Source organism: Pseudomonas koreensis (assembly GCF_036668835.1).
In the GTDB taxonomy this organism is placed as follows: Bacteria; Pseudomonadota; Gammaproteobacteria; order Pseudomonadales; family Pseudomonadaceae; genus Aquipseudomonas; species Aquipseudomonas koreensis_I.
The window spans coordinates 101,586-124,634 of record NZ_JAZEVW010000007.1; the positions used below are offsets into that span (position 1 = coordinate 101,586).

At 60.8% G+C, this 23,049-nt stretch carries 17 protein-coding genes; 12 read left to right on the forward strand and 5 right to left on the reverse strand.

All coding sequences use genetic code 11. The features are described from left to right. Positions 1–146 precede the first annotated feature (146 nt). From V6F91_RS19940 to V6F91_RS19960, 5 genes are all read left to right on the forward strand, one after another. A complete protein-coding gene (locus V6F91_RS19940) occupies positions 147–1,088 on the forward strand; it encodes a rhodanese-related sulfurtransferase (protein ID WP_332767425.1) in 942 nt (313 codons plus the stop codon). A gap of 35 nt (positions 1,089–1,123) precedes the next feature. Beyond that, positions 1,124–1,726 (forward strand): DsbA family protein, encoded by a 603-nt coding sequence (locus V6F91_RS19945; RefSeq protein ID WP_332767698.1) that lies wholly within the window; start codon positions 1,124–1,126, stop codon positions 1,724–1,726. Then, entirely contained in the window at positions 1,719–3,545 is a 1,827-nt protein-coding gene (locus V6F91_RS19950) for an ABC transporter ATP-binding protein (protein WP_332767427.1), read from the forward strand. The genes V6F91_RS19945 and V6F91_RS19950 overlap by 8 nt, the downstream gene beginning before the upstream one ends. Before the next feature lie 201 nt (positions 3,546–3,746). Beyond that, a complete protein-coding gene (locus V6F91_RS19955; protein ID WP_332767428.1) occupies positions 3,747–6,206 on the forward strand; it encodes an EAL domain-containing protein in 2,460 nt (819 codons plus the stop codon). A gap of 79 nt (positions 6,207–6,285) precedes the next feature. Next, entirely contained in the window at positions 6,286–7,047 is a 762-nt protein-coding gene (locus V6F91_RS19960; RefSeq protein WP_423815343.1) for a TenA family transcriptional regulator, read from the forward strand. A 270-nt stretch (positions 7,048–7,317) separates the two neighbouring features. On the opposite strand, the gene V6F91_RS19965 is transcribed toward V6F91_RS19960, so the two are convergent. The 5 genes from V6F91_RS19965 to V6F91_RS19985 form a co-directional block, all read right to left on the reverse strand. Next, positions 7,318–8,244, reverse strand: a complete 927-nt coding sequence (locus V6F91_RS19965) for a GGDEF domain-containing protein (RefSeq protein ID WP_332767430.1) — start codon at positions 8,242–8,244, stop codon at positions 7,318–7,320. A 362-nt stretch (positions 8,245–8,606) separates the two neighbouring features. Further along, on the reverse strand, positions 8,607–9,347 hold the full coding sequence (locus V6F91_RS19970; RefSeq protein ID WP_090285074.1) for a YciK family oxidoreductase: 741 nt from the start codon (positions 9,345–9,347) through the stop codon (positions 8,607–8,609). A gap of 73 nt (positions 9,348–9,420) precedes the next feature. Continuing rightward, a complete protein-coding gene (gene mupP, locus V6F91_RS19975; RefSeq protein ID WP_332767433.1) occupies positions 9,421–10,092 on the reverse strand; it encodes an N-acetylmuramic acid 6-phosphate phosphatase MupP in 672 nt (223 codons plus the stop codon). Positions 10,093–10,096: 4 nt separating this feature from the next. Next, on the reverse strand, positions 10,097–10,795 hold the full coding sequence (gene ubiG, locus V6F91_RS19980; protein ID WP_090285070.1) for a bifunctional 2-polyprenyl-6-hydroxyphenol methylase/3-demethylubiquinol 3-O-methyltransferase UbiG: 699 nt from the start codon (positions 10,793–10,795) through the stop codon (positions 10,097–10,099). Positions 10,796–10,853: 58 nt separating this feature from the next. Then, a complete protein-coding gene (locus V6F91_RS19985; RefSeq protein ID WP_332767436.1) occupies positions 10,854–12,188 on the reverse strand; it encodes a TRZ/ATZ family hydrolase in 1,335 nt (444 codons plus the stop codon). 108 nt (positions 12,189–12,296) lie between these two features. On the opposite strand from V6F91_RS19985, the gene mtnA reads away from it, so the two are divergent. The 7 genes from mtnA (at position 12,297) to cmk (ending at position 23,028) form a co-directional block, all read left to right on the forward strand. Then, entirely contained in the window at positions 12,297–13,373 is a 1,077-nt protein-coding gene (mtnA, locus tag V6F91_RS19990) for an S-methyl-5-thioribose-1-phosphate isomerase (protein ID WP_208940257.1), read from the forward strand. A 423-nt stretch (positions 13,374–13,796) separates the two neighbouring features. Beyond that, a complete protein-coding gene (gyrA, locus tag V6F91_RS19995) occupies positions 13,797–16,571 on the forward strand; it encodes a DNA gyrase subunit A (RefSeq protein ID WP_090285063.1) in 2,775 nt (924 codons plus the stop codon). A gap of 230 nt (positions 16,572–16,801) precedes the next feature. Then, positions 16,802–17,887 carry a 3-phosphoserine/phosphohydroxythreonine transaminase gene (serC, locus tag V6F91_RS20000; RefSeq protein ID WP_332767439.1) on the forward strand — a complete coding sequence of 362 codons (1,086 nt, stop codon included), beginning with the start codon at positions 16,802–16,804 and terminating at the stop codon, positions 17,885–17,887. Further along, the gene (pheA, locus tag V6F91_RS20005) at positions 17,887–18,981 is read left to right on the forward strand and encodes a prephenate dehydratase (RefSeq protein ID WP_016770924.1); all 1,095 of its coding nucleotides are present in this window, start codon (positions 17,887–17,889) and stop codon (positions 18,979–18,981) included. Before serC ends, pheA begins: the two co-directional genes overlap by 1 nt. 12 nt (positions 18,982–18,993) lie before the next feature. Continuing rightward, positions 18,994–20,106 carry a histidinol-phosphate transaminase gene (gene hisC, locus V6F91_RS20010; RefSeq protein ID WP_332767442.1) on the forward strand — a complete coding sequence of 371 codons (1,113 nt, stop codon included), beginning with the start codon at positions 18,994–18,996 and terminating at the stop codon, positions 20,104–20,106. A 28-nt stretch (positions 20,107–20,134) separates the two neighbouring features. Then, positions 20,135–22,342 (forward strand): bifunctional prephenate dehydrogenase/3-phosphoshikimate 1-carboxyvinyltransferase, encoded by a 2,208-nt coding sequence (locus tag V6F91_RS20015; RefSeq protein WP_332767444.1) that lies wholly within the window; start codon positions 20,135–20,137, stop codon positions 22,340–22,342. After that, the gene (gene cmk / locus V6F91_RS20020; protein WP_203418935.1) at positions 22,339–23,028 is read left to right on the forward strand and encodes a (d)CMP kinase; all 690 of its coding nucleotides are present in this window, start codon (positions 22,339–22,341) and stop codon (positions 23,026–23,028) included. Before V6F91_RS20015 ends, cmk begins: the two co-directional genes overlap by 4 nt. The last annotated feature ends 21 nt before the right edge of the window (positions 23,029–23,049 follow it).

Consider the following 23,049-nt stretch of genomic DNA (forward strand, 5'->3'; position numbering starts at 1 on the left):
AAAGGCGAATGAGTTTTGGCTTGCCGCTTGAAGCTTGGAGCTTGCCGCTGGTTTTTTGCTAGAATCCGCAACGCGCCGCTTAGCCGGCGCGTTTTTTTTTGAATCCGGTTCACCCTTTGCGAGGGTAGCCACCTGGAGAAATACCCATGACACAACCGATTGTCGTGGCGGCACTGTACAAGTTCGTCACCCTCGAAGATTACGTTGACCTGCGCGAGCCGCTGCTGCAAGCGATGGTCGACAATGGCATCAAAGGCACTCTGCTGATTGCCGAAGAAGGCATCAACGGTACTGTTTCCGGCACCCGCGAAGGCATCGACGGCCTGCTCGCCTGGCTGAAAAACGATCCACGCATGATCGACATCGATCACAAGGAATCGTACTGCGACGAGCAGCCGTTCTACCGCACCAAGGTCAAGCTGAAGAAAGAGATCGTGACCCTGGGTGTCGAAGGCGTCGACCCGAACAAGAAGGTCGGCACCTACGTCGAGCCGCAGGACTGGAACGCGCTGATCAGCGACCCGGAAGTCCTGCTGATCGACACGCGCAACGATTACGAAGTGGCGATCGGCACTTTCGAAGGTGCCATCGATCCGAAAACCACCAGTTTTCGCGAATTCCCCGAGTACATCAAAGAACACTTCGATCCGGCCGTGCACAAGAAGGTCGCGATGTTCTGCACCGGCGGCATCCGCTGTGAAAAAGCTTCGAGCTACATGCTCGGCGAAGGGTTCGAAGAGGTTTATCACCTCAAGGGCGGCATTCTGAAGTACCTCGAAGAGGTGCCGCAGGAAGAAACCAAATGGCAGGGCGACTGCTTCGTGTTCGACAACCGCGTCACCGTGCGCCACGACCTCAGCGAAGGCGACTACGATCAATGTCATGCCTGCCGCACTCCGGTCAGCGTTGAAGATCGTGCCTCCGAGCATTACGTGCCCGGCATCAGTTGCCCGCATTGCTGGGACAAACTGAGCGAGAAAACCCGTCGCAGCGCCATCGACCGGCAAAAGCAGATCGAACTGGCCAAGGCGCGTAACCAGCCGCACCCGATCGGCTACAACTACAAGCAAGCATCCACCGAGGCTTAACCATGTCTGCGCGCCTGCTCTATGTGATGGATCCGATGTGTTCGTGGTGCTGGGGTTTTGCTCCGGTGGCCAAGGCCTTGGTCGAGCAGGCGCAGGCAGCCGGGGTCGAGCTGCATCTGGTGGTCGGCGGTTTGCGCACCGGCAGCGGCGCGGCGCTGGAACCGACCACGCGGCGCTACATCCTCGAGCATTGGCAAGCGGTCACCGAGGCCACCGGCCAGCCGTTCAAGCTCGACGGGGCGTTGCCGGACGGTTTTGTCTACGACACCGAACCGGCCTGCCGTGCCATTGTGACCGCGCGCAGTCTGGCGCCGGATTGCGCGTGGACACTGGTCGGGCTGATCCAGCAGGCGTTTTACGCTGAAGGTCGCGACGTGACCCAGGCCAGCGTGCTGGTTGAGCTCGCCGAGCAGGCGGGTGTGCCGCGCATCGAGTTCGCCGCGTTGTTCGATCATGCCGATCAGCACAAGGCGACTCAGGCCGATTTCACCTGGGTACAGGATCTGGGCATTGCCGGGTTCCCGACCCTGCTCGCCGAACGCAACGGCCAACTGGCGTTGCTGACCAACGGCTACCAACCGCTCAGTGAACTGTCGCCGTTACTGGGTCGATGGCTGGAGCGCGCCGCCCGTGCCTGATCTGGGCGATGACACCTCAGCCGGCAAGCGTGCCGACCGGCTGAGCTGGGCAGAAGTCCGGCGTCTGGCACTTACGCACAAAAAATCCCTGTGGATCGCCAACGGCGTGGCCGTGCTGGCAACGCTGTGCAGCGTGCCGATTCCGCTGTTGCTGCCGTTGCTGGTCGACGAAGTATTGCTCGGTCATGGCGATGCGGCGCTGAAAGTCATGAACCATTTTCTGCCGAGCATGTGGCAGCAAGCGGCGGGTTATATCGGCTTGATGCTGGTCGTCACCCTGACGTTGCGTTGCAGTGCGCTGTGCTTTGGCGTGTTGCAGTCGCGGCTGTTTGCGCGGTTGGCCAAGGACATCGTCTACCGCATTCGCGTGCGTTTGATCGAACGGCTCAAACGCATCTCCCTGGGCGAATACGAAAGTCTGGGCAGCGGTACGGTGACCACGCATCTGGTCACCGATCTGGACACCCTCGATAAATTCGTCGGCGAAACCCTCAGCCGCTTTCTGGTGGCGATGCTCACGCTGGTCGGCACCGCCAGCATCCTGATGTGGATGCACTGGAAACTGGCGCTGCTGATTCTGCTGTTCAACCCGCTGGTGATCTACGCCACGGTGCAGTTGGGCAAACGCGTCAAACACCTGAAGAAACTCGAGAACGACAGCACAGCGCGCTTTACCCAGGCGCTGAGCGAAACCCTCGACGCGATTCAGGAAGTGCGCGCCGGCAACCGCCAGGGCTTTTTCCTCGGGCGCCTCGGCCTGCGCGCCCAGGAAGTGCGCAACTACGCGGTCAACTCGCAGTGGAAAACCGACGCCTCGAACCGTGCCAGTGGTTTGCTGTTCCAGTTTGGCATCGATATTTTCCGTGCGGCGGCAATGCTCACCGTGTTGTTTTCCGACCTGTCGATCGGGCAGATGCTCGCGGTGTTCAGTTACCTGTGGTTCATGATCGGCCCGGTCGAGCAACTGCTCAATCTGCAATACGCCTATTACGCGGCGGGCGGGGCGCTGGCGCGGATCAACGAACTGCTGGCGCGCGCCGATGAGCCGCAATACCCCGGCGGCGTCGATCCGTTCAAGGGCCGCGACACCGTCGGCATCCAGGTGCAAGGCCTGAGCTTCGGCTATGGCGATGAACTGGTGCTGGACCAGATGAACCTGTCGATTGCGCCGGGTGAGAAAGTGGCGATCGTCGGTGCCAGCGGCGGCGGCAAAAGTACCTTGGTGCAACTGCTGCTTGGCCTGTACACGCCGCTGGCCGGGACCATCCGTTTCGGCGGCTCGACCCAGCAGGAGATCGGCCTGGAAACCGTGCGGGAGAACGTGGCAGTGGTGTTGCAGCATCCGGCGCTGTTCAACGACAGCGTGCGTGCCAATCTGACCATGGGTCGCACTCGCAGCGACGAAGCCTGTTGGCAGGCGCTGCAAATTGCCCAGCTCGAAGCCACCGTGCGCGCCTTGCCCAACGGCCTTGACAGCATCGTCGGGCGCTCCGGTGTGCGTCTGTCCGGCGGTCAGCGCCAGCGTCTGGCGATCGCGCGGATGATCCTCGCCGAGCCGAAAGTGGTGATCCTCGACGAAGCCACCTCGGCCCTCGACGCCGCTACCGAATACAACCTGCACCAGGCCATGGCGCGCTTCCTCAACGGCCGCACCACGCTGATCATTGCCCACCGCTTGTCGGCGGTGAAGCAAGCTGATCGCGTGTTGGTGTTCGACGGCGGTCAGATTGCTGAAGACGGTGATCATCAGCAACTGATCGCCGACGGCGGCCTGTATGCCAAGCTCTACGGTCATCTGCAGCAGATCCAGCGGCCTTGAAATTCAGCGCGGTTTCTGTGCTTAGTGCTTGAATTGCATCGAGTAAAACCACTCCAGGCGCTATTTCGGACCGGCCACTTGCACGATCGACGTAGAGGACGGCAGAGCTGTCCCTTTGACATGTCGAAAATTAGCCTAGGCTGAGCTGTCAGGAGCGGGATTTTCCGGTGTTCATCTGGCAGTGCTTGCGCAAGGGATCTCATGAAGCAAAAGCGGACTCTCGGAACGCCACGGTTGTTGGGCATCGTCTGGCCATTTATTGCCGTTGTGTTGTTTCAAGCGTTGTTGGGTGGCGTGAGTCTGTATGTGCTCTCGGCCGTTCGCGGCTACGTTGCCGGGGAAAGTCTCTGGTCCAAGGGGCAGAAAGACGCTATCTATTACCTCAACCTGTACGCCGACAGCCGTGACGAGGCGATCTTTCTCAAGTATCGCGAGGCGATCGGCGTCCCGCAGGGCGGGCATCAATTACGCCTGGCACTGGATCGCCAGCCGCCGGATCTGGCCGCAGCGCGCGAAGGCATTCTCAAGGGCGGCAACCATCCCGATGACGTCTCCAGCCTGATCTGGCTGTACCTCAATTTTCGCCATTTCAGCTATCTGGAAACCGCCATCGATCGCTGGACGGTCGGTGATGCTTATCTGGACCAACTCGATGACGTCGCTCAGGAAATGCATCGCGGGATTTCGCAGAACTCTGCGAGCGATATCAGCATTCAGCACTGGAAGGCACAGATTTTTACCATCAACGATGCGGTGACTCCGGCTGCCAGGGCTTTCAGCGATGCCTTGGGCGAAGGCTCGCGGATGATCATGCGCCTGCTGCTGTTCACCAACCTGGCGACCGCGCTGGGGCTGATCGTGCTGGCGCTGTGGCGTACACACAAATTGCTCAAACAACGCCATGCGTTCGCCGAGGCGCTGCAACTGGAGAAGGATCGCGCGCACGTCACCCTGCATTCGATCGGCGATGGCGTCATCACCACCGACGTCAGCGGCGCCATCGATTACATGAACCCGGCCGCCGAAGCCATGACCCACTGGAAAGCCGAGCAGGCCGCGGGCCTGCCACTTTCGGCGTTGTTCAATCTGCTCGATGACAACGCCCAGGCCGAAGGCCTGACGCTGATCGAGCACATTCTCAGCGGCCAGCTCAGTGGCGGCAGCGAGCATTCCAAACTGATCCAGCGCCTGGACGGCAGTACCTTGTCGGTGACGCTGGTCGGTGCGCCGATCCGCAATGCCGGCAAGGTCAGCGGCACGGTGCTGGTGCTGCACGACATGACGCAGGAACGCCAGTACATTGCCAACCTGTCGTGGCAGGCCACTCACGATGCGCTGACCGGGCTGGCCAACCGCCGTGAATTCGAATATCGCCTCGAACAGGCGCTGCACAACCTCACACGTCAGGCCGGGCGGCATGCGTTGATGTTCCTCGACCTTGATCAATTCAAGCTGGTCAACGACACCTGCGGTCACGCCGCCGGCGATGAGCTGTTGCGGCACATATGCACGCTGCTGCAGTCCGGGCTGCGCGAGGGCGACACGCTGGCGCGGCTGGGCGGTGACGAGTTTGGCATTCTGTTGGAGAACTGCGCGCCGGAAGCGGCAGAGAAGATCGCCGAGGCGCTGCGTCATACCGTGCAGAACCTGCATTTTGTCTGGAAGGGCCGGCCCTTTCTGACCACGGTGAGTATCGGCCTGGTGCATGTGGCGCAGACTCCGACCACCCTCGAATCCTCGCTGCGCGCTGCGGATATGGCCTGTTACATGGCCAAGGAGAAGGGGCGCAATCGCGTGCAGGTCTATCACGCCGACGATTCCGAATTGTCGCTGCGCTTCGGCGAGATGGCCTGGGTGCAACGTTTGCACATGGCACTGGAGGAGAACCGCTTCTGTCTGTATGCCCAGGAAATCGCCCCGCTCAAGCCGATTGCCGGCGAGGCCGGGCACATTGAAATTCTGTTGCGGCTGCACGATGAGTCCGGGCGAATGATCTTGCCTGACAGTTTCATTCCGGCCGCCGAGCGTTATGGTTTGATGACTCAGCTAGACCGTTGGGTAGTTCAGAACGTATTTAAAGTTATTGCCCAATGTATTGCTCAGGAACATCAAGGTCCATTAGCAATGTGTGCGATTAATCTGTCAGGCATTACTATAGGGGATGACGCGTTTTTGCACTTTCTGCGCGAACAGTTTGTTAACTACAACATACCGCCTGAAATGATTTGTTTTGAAATTACCGAAACCAGTGCTATTGCAAATTTAGGCAGTGCGATCCGATTTATTAATGAACTCAAAGGCTTAGGCTGCTACTTTTCGCTGGATGACTTTTGTGCCGGAATGTCTTCGTTCGCTTATTTGAAACATTTGCCTGTAGACTTCCTGAAGATCGACGGAAGTTTCGTTAAGGACATGCTGGACGACCCAATTAACCGGGCAATGGTCGAAGTGATCAATCACATCGGGCATGTCATGGGCAAGCAGACGATTGCCGAGTTTGTAGAAACAACCCAGATCGAGCAGGCATTGCTTGAAATCGGTGTCGATTACGCTCAGGGTTATGTCATTGAACGCCCGCAATTGTTTACCTGTGACAGTTTGCTAAGTAGACCCGCCAGACCGCAGCCGCTGTTATTCAAAGCGCCTGGCACGTTCCGTTGAAGTCTTCTGCCGATCCGTACAATCACAACTCAAAAGGAGCCGAACAGTGATCGACACATTCAACCGAACCGGACCCCTCATGGAAGCTGCAAGTTATCCTGGCTGGGCACAACAGCTGATTCAGGATTGCAGCGAGAGCAAGCGCCGGGTTGTCGAACATGAACTTTACCTGCGCATGCGTGATAACAAGCTCAGCGCCAGAACCATGCGTCAGTACCTCATCGGGGGCTGGCCGGTGGTTGAGCAGTTTGCGTTGTATATGGCGCAGAACCTCACCAAGACCAAGTTCGCTCGCCACCCGGGCGAGGACATGGCGCGACGCTGGCTGATGCGCAACATCCGCGTCGAGCTCAATCACGCCGATTATTGGGTGCACTGGAGTCGGGCCCACGGCGTCAGCCTGGAAGACCTCCAGGCCCAGCAGGTGCCGCCGGAATTGCACGCCTTGAGTCACTGGTGCTGGCACACCAGTTCAGCCGATTCGCTGATCGTCGCCATCGCCGCGACCAACTACGCCATCGAAGGCGCGACCGGGGAGTGGTCGGCGGTGGTCTGCTCTACCGGCGTATACGCTGCCGCGTTCCCGGAAGAGGACCGCAAGCGGGCGATGAAGTGGCTGAAGATGCACGCGCAGTACGACGATGCGCATCCGTGGGAGGCCCTGGAAATCATCTGCACGCTGGCCGGGATGAACCCGAGCAAGGCCTTGCAGGCCGAACTGCGCCAGGCGATCTGCAAGAGCTATGACTACATGTACCTGTTCCTGGAGCGCTGCATGCAGCTGGAAACGTCGGAGCGCGTAGTGCACAACCGCGAGCGCAGGGCGGTAGTCGAGAACTGATCTTCAAGTAATGCAAAACCCCGGTGGAAGCGAGCTTGCTCGCGATAGCGGTCTGTCAGTCGCTACTGATTCGGCTGGACTGACGCCTTCGCGAGCAAGCTCGCTCCCACACTGTTTTGTGGTGTTCTCGAGCTTTGGTACCTCACGCAAAACCCCTGTGGGAGCGAGCTTGCTCGCGATAGCGTTGTGTCATTCAATGCTTGCATTGGCTGATTCACCGCATCGCGAGCAGGCTCGCTCCAACAGTTGTTTTGTGGTGGCTGGGAAAATTCAGCCTGCCATCGCCAGGCGGTTGCGCCCTTCACGCTTGGCCACATACAACGCGCTGTCGGCCCGGCGCAGCAGGCTGTCGGCTGACTCGCCCGGCAGCAATGTCGAACAACCAAGGCTCACGGTCAGCTCGATCAACTGGCCATCGGCGTAATACTCGGCGGTCTGGGTTGCGTAACGTAGGCGTTCGCCGACCATCGCCGCAGCCTCGCGGCTGGTGTTGGACAGCAGGACCAAAAACTCTTCGCCGCCGTAGCGAAATACCATATCGACGTTGCGCAATTGAGCTTTCAGGGTCGCTGCGATCGCTTTGAGCACGTTATCGCCAGCGCTGTGGCCATGGCTGTCATTGACGCGCTTGAAGTGGTCGATGTCGATCATCAGCAGCGACAGCGGTTGTTGATGACGCCGCGCCATGTCGATCTCGCGTTGCAGCGTCTGCTCCATGGCAATGCGGTTCCCCGCACCGGTCAACGGGTCGCGCAGTGCGCTCTGCGTCGCCTCGCGATAGAGCAAGGCGTTGCGCATCGGATACAGCAACGACGACAGCAGCGACTCCAGTTGGCCTTGTTCCAGTTCGTTGAAACGCTGGTTGCGGCGGAACACCACTTCGCCCAGATGCTCGCCTTCGTGGCTCAGGCTGTAGCTGATCGAGTGATGGCCGCGGCTGCCGAACTCCAGGCGCAAATCGCTGCCCTGATGTGCATAAACCAAGGCGTCCAGCGGCACGAGGCGCTGAACTTCACGGAAAAACAGACCGAGGATGCGTTGCGGTTCGAGGCTGGTCTGCAGTTGCAGGCTCAGTTGCTGGCGCAGTTGTGCCAGACTGGTCGGACGCTCCAGAAGGGGAGGCACCTGACCAAAGCCCAGTCGCTGCAACTTGGCACTGTCGAAGTCAATCGCATTGGTCTGGGAAGGTGATTTCATATGGCGTGAGCCCCTAAGCAGTAAGTCTGTCTTACAGGCTGGGTGAGAGCGGCTATGGGCTGCGCGTCATACTGGTCCATCAGTCCCGTAGGACATCTGGCGTAAGTCTAGTCTGCCGGATCACGATAAGTCAGCTATCGAAATCGGCCTCGCCCCATTGCCTTCACACGGCATGCTTTGAGAAAAGTTAGAGCGAAACTCATGCCAATCAGTTCGCTTTAATTTAAACCGATTGAAATCAACACGTTGAATAAAGGCGGACTGAGTCGCTGCCGGGAAATTGGCTCAATTGTGACGGTTGCATGCGGCAAAGGTCTGCCGCGACAGCAATCTGCCGCGACAACAAAAGCGACGTATGGCGGTTACTGCGCGTTGAACGCCTGGCCATTGATGCCGGCACTGTCCGGGCCCATCAGGTACAGGTACACCGGCATGATTTCTTCCGGCGTCGGATTGTTCAGCGGGTTTTCCCCAGGATAGGCCTGCGCGCGCATGCTGGTGCGGGTGCCGCCCGGGTTGATGCTGTTGGAGCGCACCGGTGCGACACCGTCGACCTCATCGGCCAGCGTCTGCATCAGGCCTTCGGTGGCGAACTTCGACACGCCATACGCGCCCCAATAGGCGCGACCCTTGCGGCCGACGCTGCTGGAGGTGAACACCACCGAGGCGTCCTGCGACAGCTTGAGCAGCGGCAGCAGGGTGCTGGTCAGCATGAACATGGCGTTGACGTTGACCTGCATCACTCGCATGAAATTCTCGCCGGACAATTGTTCGATCGGCGTGCGCGGGCCGATGATCGAGGCATTGTGCAGCAGGCCGTCGAGGTGGCCGAACTCGGTTTCGATCATCGCCGCCAGCTCATCGTATTGATGGGGCAGGGCGGTTTCGAGGTTGAACGGAATCACCGCCGGTTGCGGATGGCCCGCCGCTTCGATCGCGTCGTAAACCTCGGTCAGATTGGCTTCGGTCTTGCCCAGCAGCAGCACCGTGGCGCCGTGGGCGGCGTAGGTTTTCGCCGCCGCTGCGCCGATGCCGCGACCGGCACCGGTGACCAGAATGACCCGATCCTTGAGCAATTCGGGACGAGCGGTGTAATCAAACATAAACAACCTCTTCAAGAGTCAGAGCGCCCCGCGCCGCGCACGGGACTCCAGCCGATGACGTTTTGCGCCAGATTCAGCAGCTGCACAGCGCGTTATCGAGCACCTTGCGCAACTCCAGCGGATGATCCACCACGACGTCCGCACCCCAGTGACGCGGGTGATCGTCCGGGTGAATGTAGCCGTAGGTCACCGCGCAGGTCCTCGTCCCGGCGGCGCGGCCGGATTCGATGTCGCGCAGATCATCGCCGATAAACAGAACGCTCGCAGGATCCAGATCAAGCATGTTGCACGCCAGGGTCAGCGGCTCCGGATCGGGCTTGCTGTTCTTCACGTGGTCCGGGCAGATCAGCAGCGCCGAGCGCTCGGCCAGCCCCAGTTGCTGCATGATCGGCTCGGCGAAGCGCACCGGCTTGTTGGTGACCACGCCCCAGATCAGGTTGGCCTTTTCGATGTCGACCAGTAGCTCGGCCATGCCGTCGAACAGCTTGCTGTGCACCGCGCAGCCGACCAGGTACCGCTCTAGAAACTCCTGGCGCAACTCCTCGAAGCCCGGTGATTCCGGGTCCATCGAAAAGGTCACTGCGACCATGGCTTTGGCGCCACCGGAAATCTCGTCGCGGATGTGCTTGTCGTTGATCGGTGGCAAGCCGCGATCGGCGCGCATGGCCTGGCAGATGGCAATGAAGTCCGGCGCCGTGTCGAGCAGGGTGCCGTCCATGTCAAAAAGAACCGCTCTGATGGCCATCGACTTATTCCTCGCGCAGGGTCTGGATCATGTAGTTGACGTCAACGTCGTTTGACAGCTTGTAGTGCTTGGTCAGCGGGTTGTACGTCAGGCCGATGATGTCCTTGACGGTCAGGCCGGCCATACGGCTCCAAGCGCCGAGTTCAGATGGACGAATGAATTTCTTGAAGTCGTGGGTGCCGCGCGGCAGCAGCTTCATGATGTATTCGGCGCCGATGATGGCGAACAGGTACGCCTTCGGGTTGCGGTTGATCGTCGAGAAGAACACCTGGCCGCCGGGTTTGACCATACGGAAACAGGCGCGGATCACCGAGGATGGATCCGGCACGTGCTCGAGCATTTCCAGGCAAGTGACCACATCGAACTGTTCGGGCATTTCTTCGGCCAGCGCTTCGGCGGTGATCTGCCGGTATTCGACGCTAACGCCGGATTCCAGCTGATGCAGTTGCGCGACCGCCAGCGGCGCTTCGCCCATGTCGATGCCCATCACGGTCGCGCCGCGCTGGGCCATGGCTTCACTGAGGATGCCGCCGCCGCAACCGACGTCGAGGACTTTCTTGCCGGCCAGATTGACCCGCTCGTCGATCCAGTTGACGCGCAGCGGGTTGATGTCGTGCAGCGGTTTGAATTCGCTTTCACGGTCCCACCAGCGATGGGCCAGAGCCTCGAATTTGGCGATTTCGGCGTGGTCGACGTTGCTCATGTTCAATTCCTCGAAAAACTTCAAAAAGGCTGTAGCCGCGGAGTCTGCTCCACGGTGTTTACGATTCGGTGTGGCCGCTGATGCGCTGGCCCCAATGGCGTGCGGTCGCGCCCAATTGCTGTTCGTCCATGCGCGTCAGGCGCCGGTCGTCGAGCAGTGGCTTGCCGGCGACCCACAGGTGTTTCACGCAATCGCGACCGGTGGCGTAGACAAGCTGCGAAACCGGGTCATACACCGGTTGCTGCGCCAGCCCCGACAGATCGAAAGCCACGATGTCCGCGGCTTTGCCGATCTCCAGCGAGCCGACTTGCGCGTCGATCCCCAGCGCCCGCGCGCCGTTGAGCGTGGCCATGCGCAGCGCACGATGGGCATCCAGCGCGGTGGCCGAGCCGGCAACGGCTTTGGCCAGCAGGGCGGCGGTGCGGGTTTCGCCGAGCAGGTCGAGATCGTTGTTGCTGGCGGCGCCATCGGTGCCGATCGCAACATTCACCCCAGCCTGCCACAAACGCTCGACCGGGCAAAAACCGCTGGCCAGTTTGAGGTTCGACTCCGGGCAGTGGATTACGCTGGTGTTGCTTTCTACCAGCAGCGCGAGGTCGTCATCGCTGATCTGGGTCATGTGCACAGCCTGAAATCGCGGGCCGAGCAGGCCGAGGCGGCCCAGACGCGCCAGTGGCCGCTCGCCGGTCTGCTCGATGGCCTGCTGGACTTCGAACGCGGTTTCGTGGACGTGCATGTGGATCGCGGCGTCCAGTTCCTCGGCAATCACGCGGATTTTCTCGAGGTTCTCGTCGCCGACGGTGTAGGGTGCATGTGGGCCAAAAGTGATCTTGATGCGTTCGTGATGCTTCAGATCGCCGAACAACTCGACGCCCTGACGGATGGCTTCATCGGCGCTGCTGGCGCCGGGAATCGGAAAGTCGAGGATCGGAATGGCGATCTGCGCGCGAATGCCGCTGTTGTGCACGCGCTCGCTGGCGACCTTGGGGTAAAAATACATGTCGGAAAAACAGCTGATGCCGCCCTTGATCTGCTCGGCAATGGCCAGATCGGTGCCGTCACGGACGAAATCTTCATCGACCCATTTGGCCTCGGCCGGCCAGATGTGATTTTCCAGCCACGTCATCAGCGGCAGATCGTCCGCCAGGCCACGGAACAACGTCATCGCGGCGTGGCCGTGAGCATTGATCAGGCCGGGGGCGAGCAGCACATCCGGCAATTCGCGGATTTCAGTGGCATTACACTTCAGCGCTTCGGCGCGCGGGCCGATAAACACGATGCAACCGTCGCGGATGCCCAGGCCATGTTCCTTGAGCACAACGCCAGCGGGTTCGACGGGGACCAGCCAGGTCGGCAGCAATAAGAGGTCGAGCGCAATGGCAGGTTTGGGCATCGGGAGTCGGTTCCAGTGCTTTTGTAAAGGATGGCGAAGTATACCCGAGCGTCTTCGCGGGGGGATCGCTATAATCGGCGGCTTTTGTTCATGAGTGCGGGGTGTGGGATGCGCGATCGACTGTTGGCTGCGGAGAAAGTGAAGGCCATCGATTGGCGAGACGGCGCGCTGCACCTGCTGGATCAGCGTATTTTGCCGTTCGAAGAAACCTGGATCGCTTACACCAGCGCCGCCGGCGTGGCCGAGGCGATCCGCTCGATGGTCGTGCGTGGCGCACCGGCCATCGGCATCAGCGCGGCCTATGGCATCGTGCTCGCGGCCCGCGCGCGGATAGCCGAGGGTGGCGATTGGTACGCGGCGCTGGAGGAGGACTTCGCGCTGTTGGCCGATTCCCGTCCGACCGCGGTCAACCTGTTCTGGGCGCTGGGGCGCATGCACGATCGCCTCGACCGCCTCAAAGGCAACGCCGATCCACTGGTGGCGTTGGAGGCGGAAGCCATCGCCATTCACGAGAGCGATCGCGAAGCCAACCTGACCATGGCCCAGTTGGGCGTCGACCTGATCCGCAAGCATCAGGGCAATGCCCAGGCGATCCTCACCCATTGCAACACCGGTGCCCTGGCAACCGGCGGTTTCGGCACAGCGCTGGGCGTTATTCGCGCCGCTTATATAGAAGGCATGGTCGAGCGCGTTTACGCCGATGAGACCCGTCCGTGGCTACAGGGTTCGCGCCTGACCGCGTGGGAACTGGCCAACGAAGGCATCCCGGTGACCCTCAACGCTGACTCCGCCGCCGCGCACATCATGAAAACCAAGGGCGTGACCTGGGTCATCGTCGGCGCCGACCGCATCACCGCCAATGGCGATGTGGCGAACAAGATCGGCACCTACCAACTGGCGGTCAACGCCATGCACCACGGCGTACGCTTCATGGTGGTAGCGCCGAGTTCGACTATCGACATGAGCCTGGCCAGCGGTGATGACATCCCGATCGAAGAACGCGCCGGTGCCGAATTGCTCGAAGTCGGCGGCAAGCGCGTCGGTGCGGATGTTGAGGCGTTCAACCCGGTGTTTGACGTCACCCCGGCGGACCTGATCGACGCGATCGTCACCGAAAAGGGCATCGTCGAGCGCCCGGACACCGCCAAGATGGCCCAGTTGATGTGCCGCAAGCGCCTGCATTGACAGGCCCTGGCGGCTGCTCAGCCGCCATCGCCAGCAGGCTGGCTCCCACAGATCTTTGTCGAACACAAACCCTGTAGGAGTGAGACTGCTCGCGATGAGGTCAGAAAAGTCAATAAACAACTCAAAACCTGCCTCGAATTTCACATTCAAAGAAGCTCTGAGCCTCTCTAGTCCCCCTCAAGCCTGTCACCGGTCAACTAACTATGCTCCATGCGCATCTGGGGGATAGGTGCGTGGCGGCTCTTGTGATAACATCCGGCGTTTTCCGAGGCCGCTCCACGGAGCTGTCTTCACTGCGCAAATCCGCGATCCGAATGTTGATTTGTCGTAAGTCGGCGCATGGCACACGGCCTGCCCCGACGAGCTTCGTTGCTCCCACATGGATATGACGAAGTTTCACCAGAAAAAGGAATCAGGCTTCTCATGGGCGAACTGGCCAAAGAAATCCTCCCGGTCAATATCGAAGACGAGCTGAAACAGTCCTACCTCGACTACGCAATGAGCGTAATCGTCGGCCGAGCACTGCCGGACGCGCGCGATGGCCTCAAGCCCGTGCACCGTCGCGTGCTGTTCGCGATGAGCGAGCTGGGCAACGACTTCAACAAGCCGTACAAGAAATCTGCCCGTGTCGTCGGCGACGTGATCGGTAAGTACCACCCGCACGGTGACACTGCCGTGTACGACACCATCGTTCGTATGGCCCAGCCGTTCTCCCTGCGTTACCTGCTGGTCGACGGCCAGGGCAACTTCGGTTCGGTCGACGGTGACAACGCCGCGGCCATGCGATACACCGAAGTGCGCATGACCAAGCTGGCGCACGAGCTGCTGGCCGACCTGCACAAGGAAACCGTGGACTGGGTGCCGAACTACGACGGCACCGAACTGATCCCGGCGGTCATGCCGACCCGTGTACCGAACCTGCTGGTCAACGGTTCCAGCGGTATCGCCGTGGGCATGGCGACCAACATCCCGCCGCACAACCTCGGTGAAGTCATCGACGGTTGTCTGGCGCTCATCGACAACCCCGAGCTGACCGTCGACGAGCTGATGCAATACATTCCTGGTCCGGATTTCCCGACCGCGGCGATCATCAACGGTCGCGCCGGCATCATCGAAGCCTACCGTACCGGTCGCGGGCGCATTTACATGCGCGCCCGTTCGATCATCGAAGACATCGACAAGGTCGGTGGCCGTCAGCAGATCGTCATCACCGAACTCCCTTACCAGCTGAACAAGGCGCGTCTGATCGAGAAGATCGCCGAGCTGGTCAAAGAGAAGAAGCTCGAAGGCATCACCGAACTGCGCGACGAGTCCGACAAGGACGGTATGCGCGTGGTAATCGAGCTGCGTCGCGGCGAAGTGCCTGAGGTGATCCTCAACAACCTCTACGCCCAGACCCAGCTGCAATCGGTATTCGGCATCAACATCGTGGCGCTGATCGACGGCCGCCCACGCATCCTTAACCTCAAGGATCTGCTCGAAGCGTTCGTTCGCCACCGTCGTGAAGTCGTTACCCGCCGTACCGTGTTCGAGCTGCGCAAGGCCCGCGAGCGTGGTCACATTCTCGAAGGTCAGGCCGTAGCCCTGTCGAACATCGACCCGGTCATCGCACTGATCAAGGCATCGCCGACGCCGTCGGAAGCCAAGGAAGCGCTGGTCAGCACGCCGTGGGAATCCTCAGCGGTGGTGGCGATGGTGGAACGTGCCGGTGCCGATTCGTGCCGTCCGGAAAACCTCGATCCGCAATACGGTCTGCGCGAAGGCAAATACTTCCTGTCGCCGGAACAGGCGCAAGCCATTCTCGAATTGCGCCTGCACCGTCTGACCGGTCTGGAGCACGAAAAGCTGCTGGCCGAGTATCAAGAGATCCTCAATCAGATCGGCGAGCTGATCCGCATCCTTAACAGCGCCGTGCGCCTGATGGAAGTGATCCGCGAAGAGCTGGAAGTGATCCGCGCCGAATACGGCGATCAGCGCCGCACCGAAATCCTCGACGCGCGTCTCGACCTGACCTTGGGCGACATGATCCCGGAAGAAGAGCGCGTGGTGACCATTTCCCACGGTGGCTACGCCAAGACCCAGCCATTGGCGGCGTATCAGGCGCAGCGTCGTGGCGGTAAAGGCAAATCGGCCACCGGCGTCAAGGATGAGGACTACATCGCTCACCTGCTGGTTGCCAACAGCCACACCACGCTGCTGCTGTTCTCCAGCAAGGGCAAGGTGTACTGGCTCAAGACCTACGAGATCCCGGAAGCGTCTCGCGCCGCCCGTGGTCGTCCGCTGGTCAACCTGCTGCCGCTGAGCGAAGGCGAATACATCACCACCATGCTGCCGGTCGATCTCGAAGCCATGAAGCGCCAGGCTGATGAAGAAGAAGCCGAAGGCGTCGAGGCTGATGTAGAAGAGATCGAAAACAGCAACGAAACCGACGAAGAGCGCCGTGCACGCATCAAGGCTGCCGATCGCAAGAAAGCACCGTTCATCTTCATGTCGACCGCCAACGGTACCGTGAAGAAGACCCCGCTGGTGGCCTTCAGCCGTCAGCGCAGCGTCGGTCTGATCGCGCTGGAACTGGACGAAGGCGACATCCTGATCTCTGCGGCCATTACCGATGGCGAGCAGGAAATCATGCTGTTCTCCGACGGCGGCAAGGTCACGCGCTTCAAGGAATCCGAAGTTCGCGCCATGGGCCGTACCGCTCGCGGTGTGCGCGGCATGCGTCTGCCGGAAGGGCAGAAGCTGATTTCCATGCTGATCCCGGAAGAAGGCAGCCAGATCCTCACCGCTTCCGAGCGCGGCTATGGCAAGCGCACGGCGATCACCGAGTTCCCTGAGTACAAGCGTGGCGGTCAGGGCGTTATCGCCATGGTCAGCAACGAGCGTAACGGCCGTCTGGTCGGCGCGGTGCAGGTGCAGGACGGTGAAGAAATCATGCTGATCTCCGATCAGGGCACCCTGGTGCGCACGCGTGTCGACGAAGTGTCGAGCCTGGGCCGTAACACGCAGGGCGTGACCCTGATCAAACTGGCCAAGGATGAAACCCTGGTCGGTCTGGAGCGGGTTCAGGAGCCTTCGGAAATCGAAGGTGAAGAGCTTGAGGGTGAAGAGGGCGAGGAATTCGAGGGCACCGTCGGTATCGACGAGGCCGCAGACGACCAGCAACTCGACGCCGCAGCTGACGAAGAGCCGCAAGAATAAGCGGACAAACGAGGGGGGCGGATGAAAATTCGCCCCCTTGTTATTTGTCCGGTATGAAATGTCGACATCATGGAGATCCCTGTGGGAGCGAGCCTGCTCGCGAAAGCAGGCGCTGCGGTGCCTCTGAAGCACCGCGGTGATGCATTCGCGAGCAGGCTCGCTCCCACAGGACTGTGATGATTGATAGTGTGATTTATGCGTGAAACCACCAGATCAGAGCGAGATTGGATGTGAGCAAGCGAGCCTATAACTTCTGCGCCGGTCCTGCGGCGTTGCCTGAAGCTGTTCTGCAGCGCGCCCAGGGTGAACTCCTTGATTGGCACGGCAAGGGTCTGTCGGTCATGGAAATGAGCCATCGCAGCGATGAGTTCGTGTCCATCGCGACCCAGGCCGAGCAGGATCTGCGTGACCTGCTGAATATCCCGTCGAACTACAAAGTGCTGTTTCTGCAAGGCGGCGCCAGCCAGCAATTCGCGCAGATTCCGCTGAATCTGCTGCCTGAAGGCGGCTCGGCCGACTACATCGACACCGGTATCTGGTCGCAGAAAGCCATCGAAGAAGCTTCGCGCTACGGTCACGTCAATGTGGCTGCGACCGCCAAGCCTTATGACTATTTTGCCATTCCCGGCCAGAACGAATGGAGCCTGTCGAAAGACGCCGCTTACGTTCACTACGCACCGAACGAAACCATCGGCGGTCTGGAATTCCAGTGGATCCCGGAAACCGGCGACGTGCCTCTGGTGGCCGACATGTCTTCGGACATCCTCTCGCGCCCGGTCGACATTTCGCGTTTCGGCATGATCTACGCCGGCGCGCAGAAGAACATCGGCCCGAGCGGCATTGTCGTCAACATCATCCGCGAAGACCTGCTCGGCAAGGCCCGCGCGCTGTGCCCGACCATGCTCGACTACAAGGTCGCGGCGGATAACGGCTCGATGTACAACACGCCGCCGACCCTGGCCTGGTACCTCTCCGGTCTGGTATTCCAGTGGCTGAAGGAGCAGGGCGGCGTCGACGCGATCGCTAAACTGAACGACGTCAAGCAGCGCACCTTGTACGACTTTATCGACGCCAGTGGCCTCTACAGCAACCCGATCAACAAGTCGGATCGCTCGTGGATGAACGTGCCGTTCCGTCTGGCCGACGATCGTCTGGACAAGCCGTTCCTCGTCGGTGCCGACGCACGCGGTCTGCTCAATCTCAAGGGCCACCGCTCAGTGGGCGGCATGCGTGCCTCCATCTACAACGCCGTCGACCTCAACGCGGTCAACGCGCTGGTGGCCTACATGGCTGAATTCGAGAAGGAACACGGCTGATGTCCGAGCAAGAACTCAAGGCACTGCGCGTTCGCATCGACGCTCTCGACACCAAAGTCCTGGAGCTGATCAGTGAGCGTGCGCGTTGCGCCCAGGAAGTTGCGCGCGTGAAGATGGCCTCGCTGGCCGAAGGCGAAGTGCCGGTGTTCTATCGTCCCGAGCGCGAAGCTCAGGTGCTCAAGCGGGTGATGGAGCGCAATCAGGGCCCGTTGGGCAACGAAGAGATGGCGCGGCTGTTTCGCGAAATCATGTCCTCGTGCCTGGCGCTTGAACAGCCGCTGAAAGTGGCATATCTCGGCCCGGAAGGCACCTTCACCCAAGCGGCGGCGATGAAGCATTTCGGCCACGCGGTGATCAGCAAGCCGATGGCGGCGATCGATGAAGTGTTCCGCGAAGTGGCGGCCGGTGCGGTGAATTTTGGCGTGGTCCCGGTGGAAAACTCCACCGAAGGCGCGGTCAATCACACTCTCGACAGCTTCCTTGAACACGACATGGTGATCTGCGGCGAAGTCGAGCTGCGCATCCACCATCACCTGTTGGTCGGCGAAAACACCAAGACCGACAGTATCAGCCGCATCTATTCCCACGCACAGTCATTGGCGCAGTGCCGCAAGTGGCTGGACGCGCATTACCCGAATGTCGAGCGCGTGGCGGTGTCGAGCAACGCCGAAGCGGCCAAGCGGGTCAAGGGCGAGTGGAATTCGGCGGCGATTGCCGGCGACATGGCGGCGGGCCTGTATGGTCTGACGCGCTTGGCCGAGAAGATCGAAGATCGCCCGGACAACTCCACGCGCTTCCTGATGATCGGTAACCAGGAAGTGCCGCCGACCGGCGACGACAAGACGTCGATCATCGTGTCGATGAGCAACAAACCCGGCGCACTGCACGAGCTGCTGGTGCCGTTCCATGACAACGGCATCGACCTGACCCGCATCGAAACCCGTCCGTCGCGCAGCGGCAAATGGACGTACGTGTTCTTCATCGACTTCGTCGGTCATCACCGCGATCCGTTGATCAAGGGTGTGCTGGAAAAGATCAGTCAGGAAGCGGTAGCACTCAAAGTGCTGGGTTCCTACCCGAAAGCAGTTCTCTAAGGGCGGTAGCAAATGAGTGGCAACTTCCTCGCTCTGGCACAGCCGGGCGTGCAACAACTTTCGCCGTACGTTCCGGGCAAGCCTGTGGACGAACTGGCGCGCGAGCTGGATCTGGATCCGGCAAAAATCGTCAAACTGGCGAGCAATGAAAACCCGCTGGGCGCCAGCCCCAAGGCTCTGGCGGCGATCCGCGAAGAGCTGGCCGAGCTGACCCGTTACCCGGATGGCAACGGTTTTGCGCTGAAATCCCTGCTCGCCGAGCAATGCCGCGTCGAGCTGAATCAGGTCACCCTGGGCAATGGCTCAAACGACATTCTCGAACTGGTTGCCCGTGCCTATCTGGCGCCGGGCCTGAACGCCGTGTTCAGCGAGCACGCTTTCGCGGTGTATCCGATTGCTACCCAGGCCGTCGGTGCGCAAGCCAAAGTGGTGCCGGCCAAGGATTGGGGGCACAACCTGCCCGCCATGCTCGCGGCCATCGACGCCAATACCCGCGTGGTGTTCATCGCCAACCCGAACAACCCGACCGGTACCTGGTTCGGCGCCGAGGCACTGGACGAATTTCTGCAGGACGTGCCTGAACATGTGCTGGTGGTGCTCGACGAGGCTTACATCGAATATGCCGAAGGCAGCGATCTGCCGGACGGCCTCGACTTCCTCGCGGCTTATCCGAATCTGCTGGTGTCGCGCACATTCTCCAAGGCCTACGGTCTGGCGGCGCTGCGCGTTGGCTACGCGCTGTCCACCCCGGTGGTGGCTGACGTGCTGAACCGTGTGCGCCAGCCGTTCAACGTCAACAGCCTCGCCCTGGCCGCTGCCTGTGCAGCTTTGACGGATGAGGAATATCTGGCGCAAAGCCGTCAGCTCAACGAAGCGGGCATGCAGCAGCTGCAAGCCGGTTTCCGTGAGTTGGAGCTCGGCTGGATTGAATCCAAGGGCAACTTTATCTGCGTCGATCTCGCTCAAGTTGCGGCCCCGGTGTTCCAGGGCTTGTTGCGCGAAGGCGTGATCGTGCGCCCGGTGGCCAATTACGGCATGCCGAATCACCTGCGGGTGACCATCGGTCTACCGGCGGAAAACAGTCGCTTCCTCGAAGCGCTGCGCAAGGTTCTGGCTCGTGGTTGATGTCACTGCACTGCAATCTGCTGCACCTATGATCGGGCGCCTTGTGGTGGTCGGCCTGGGGTTGATCGGTGGTTCGTTTGCCAAAGGCTTGCGTGAAAGCGGTGTGTGCCGCGAAGTGGTCGGGGTCGATCTCGACCCGCAATCGCGCAGGCTGGCGGTCGAGTTGGGTGTGGTTGATCGCTGCGAAGACGATTTGGCGGCGGCTTGCGTCGGCGCCGATGTGATTCAGCTGGCGGTGCCAATCCTGGCCATGGAAAAACTGCTCGCGCGGTTGGCGGGCATGGATCTGGGGCAGGCGATTCTGACCGATGTTGGCAGTGCCAAAGGCAATGTGGTGCGTGCGGCGACCGAAGCGTTCGGCGGCATGCCGGCGCGCTTTGTGCCGGGGCATCCGATTGCCGGATCCGAGCAGAGCGGGGTGGAAGCGTCCAATGGCGAGCTGTTCCGTCGCCACAAGGTGATCCTCACGCCGCTTGAGCAGACCGATCCTGCCGCGCTGGCGGTGGTCGATCGTCTGTGGCGTGAATTGGGTGCCGACGTCGAGCACATGCAGGTCGAACGGCACGATGAAGTGCTGGCGGCGACCAGCCATCTGCCGCACCTGTTGGCCTTCGGTCTGGTCGATTCATTGGCCAAGCGCAATGAAAATCTGGAGATCTTCCGTTACGCTGCCGGTGGTTTCCGCGATTTCACAAGAATCGCCGGAAGCGACCCGGTGATGTGGCACGACATCTTTCTCGCCAATCGCGAGGCTGTCCTGCGCACACTCGATACATTTCGCAGCGACCTCGACGCCTTGCGCGACGCGGTCGATGCAGGGGATGGGCACCAATTGTTGGGCGTCTTCACGCGCGCCCGGGTTGCCCGCGAGCATTTCAGTAAAATCCTGGCCCGCAGGGCCTATGTGGACGCTATGAATTCCAACGATCTGATCTTCCTGGCTCAACCTGGTGGCCGCCTGTCCGGTCGGATTCGCGTACCGGGTGACAAATCGATTTCCCACCGTTCGATCATGCTCGGCTCGCTGGCCGAAGGTGTCACCGAAGTCGAAGGTTTTCTCGAGGGCGAAGACGCCCTGGCGACCTTGCAGGCGTTCCGCGACATGGGCGTGGTCATCGAAGGCCCGCACCACGGCCGCGTGACCATTCACGGTGTCGGCCTGCACGGTCTGAAACCTGCGCCGGGGCCGATCTATCTGGGCAACTCCGGTACCTCTATGCGTCTGCTGTCCGGCCTGTTGGCGGCGCAGAACTTCGACAGCACCCTGACCGGCGACGCGTCGCTGTCCAAGCGCCCGATGAACCGCGTGGCCAATCCGCTGCGGGAAATGGGCGCAGTGATTGAAACCGCAGCAGAAGGTCGTCCACCGATGACCATTCGCGGCGGCCACAAGCTCAAAGGCCTGACCTACACGATGCCGATGGCCAGTGCCCAGGTGAAATCCTGCCTGCTGCTCGCCGGTCTGTACGCCGAAGGCAAAACCACCGTGACCGAGCCGGCGCCAACCCGTGACCATACCGAGCGCATGTTGCGCGGTTTCGGTTACCCGGTGAGCGTTGATGGCGCGACGGCGTCGGTTGAGTCTGGTGGCAAGCTCACCGCTACCCATATCGAAGTGCCCGGCGATATCTCTTCGTCAGCGTTTTTCCTGGTGGCGGCGTCGATTGCCGAAGGTTCCGAGCTGGTGCTTGAACACGTTGGCATCAACCCGACCCGCACCGGCGTCATCGACATCCTGCGTCTGATGGGCGCTGACATCACTCTGGAGAACCAGCGTGAAGTCGGCGGCGAGCCCGTGGCTGATCTGCGCGTGCGTGCGGCGAAGCTTAAAGGCATCGAGATTCCGGAAGAGCTGGTGCCGTTGGCCATCGACGAATTCCCGGTGCTGTTCGTGGCGGCTGCGTGCGCTGAAGGGCGTACCGTGCTGACCGGTGCCGAAGAGCTGCGGGTCAAGGAATCGGACCGGATTCAGGTGATGGCTGACGGCCTGTTGGCGCTGGGCGTAAAATGCCAGCCAACCCCGGACGGCATCATCATCGAGGGCGGCCAGATCGGTGGCGGTGAAGTGCACGGTCACGGTGATCACCGTATCGCCATGGCCTTCAGTGTGGCATCGCTGCGCGCCACTGCACCGATCCGCATCCATGATTGCGCCAACGTCGCGACGTCGTTCCCCAACTTCCTCGCACTCTGCGGGCAAGTCGGTATTCGTGTGGCACAAGAGGCTCAGTCGTGAAAAACATTGCACCGGTCATCACCATCGACGGGCCAAGCGGCTCGGGCAAAGGCACAGTCGCCGGGATCCTGGCCAAGCGTCTGGGCTGGAACCTGCTCGATTCCGGTGCGCTTTACCGTTTGCTCGCATTCGCTGCGCACAATCATGGCGTCGACCTGACCAATGAAGAGCTGCTGAAGCAACTTGCCGCTCATCTGGATGTGCAGTTCATCGCGGCGACCGAAGGCCAGTTGCAGCGGATCATTCTGGAAGGTGACGAAGTCAGCGATGTCATTCGCACTGAAAGCGTCGGCTCCGGCGCTTCGCAAGTGGCTGCGCTGCCCGCCGTGCGCGAGGCGCTGCTGCAGCGCCAGCGTGCATTCCAGGAGGCGCCGGGTCTGGTGGCTGATGGTCGCGACATGGGCACAGTGGTTTTTCCTGATGCACCGCTGAAGATTTTCCTCACCGCCAGCGCCGAGGAGCGGGCGCGCCGTCGATATTTGCAGTTGAAGGGCAAAGTCGAGGGTGTTAGTCTGTCGAGTCTGCTAGATGAGATCCGTGCACGCGATGAGCGTGACACCCAGCGCGCAGTAGCCCCGCTCAAGCCGGCGGCCGACGCGATTCAGCTGGATTCCACGGAGCTTTCCATCGACCAGGTGCTTGAACGCATCATGAGCGAGATCGCCATTCGCGATATCGCCGGGTGACCTAGAAGGTCGCAGGGGACC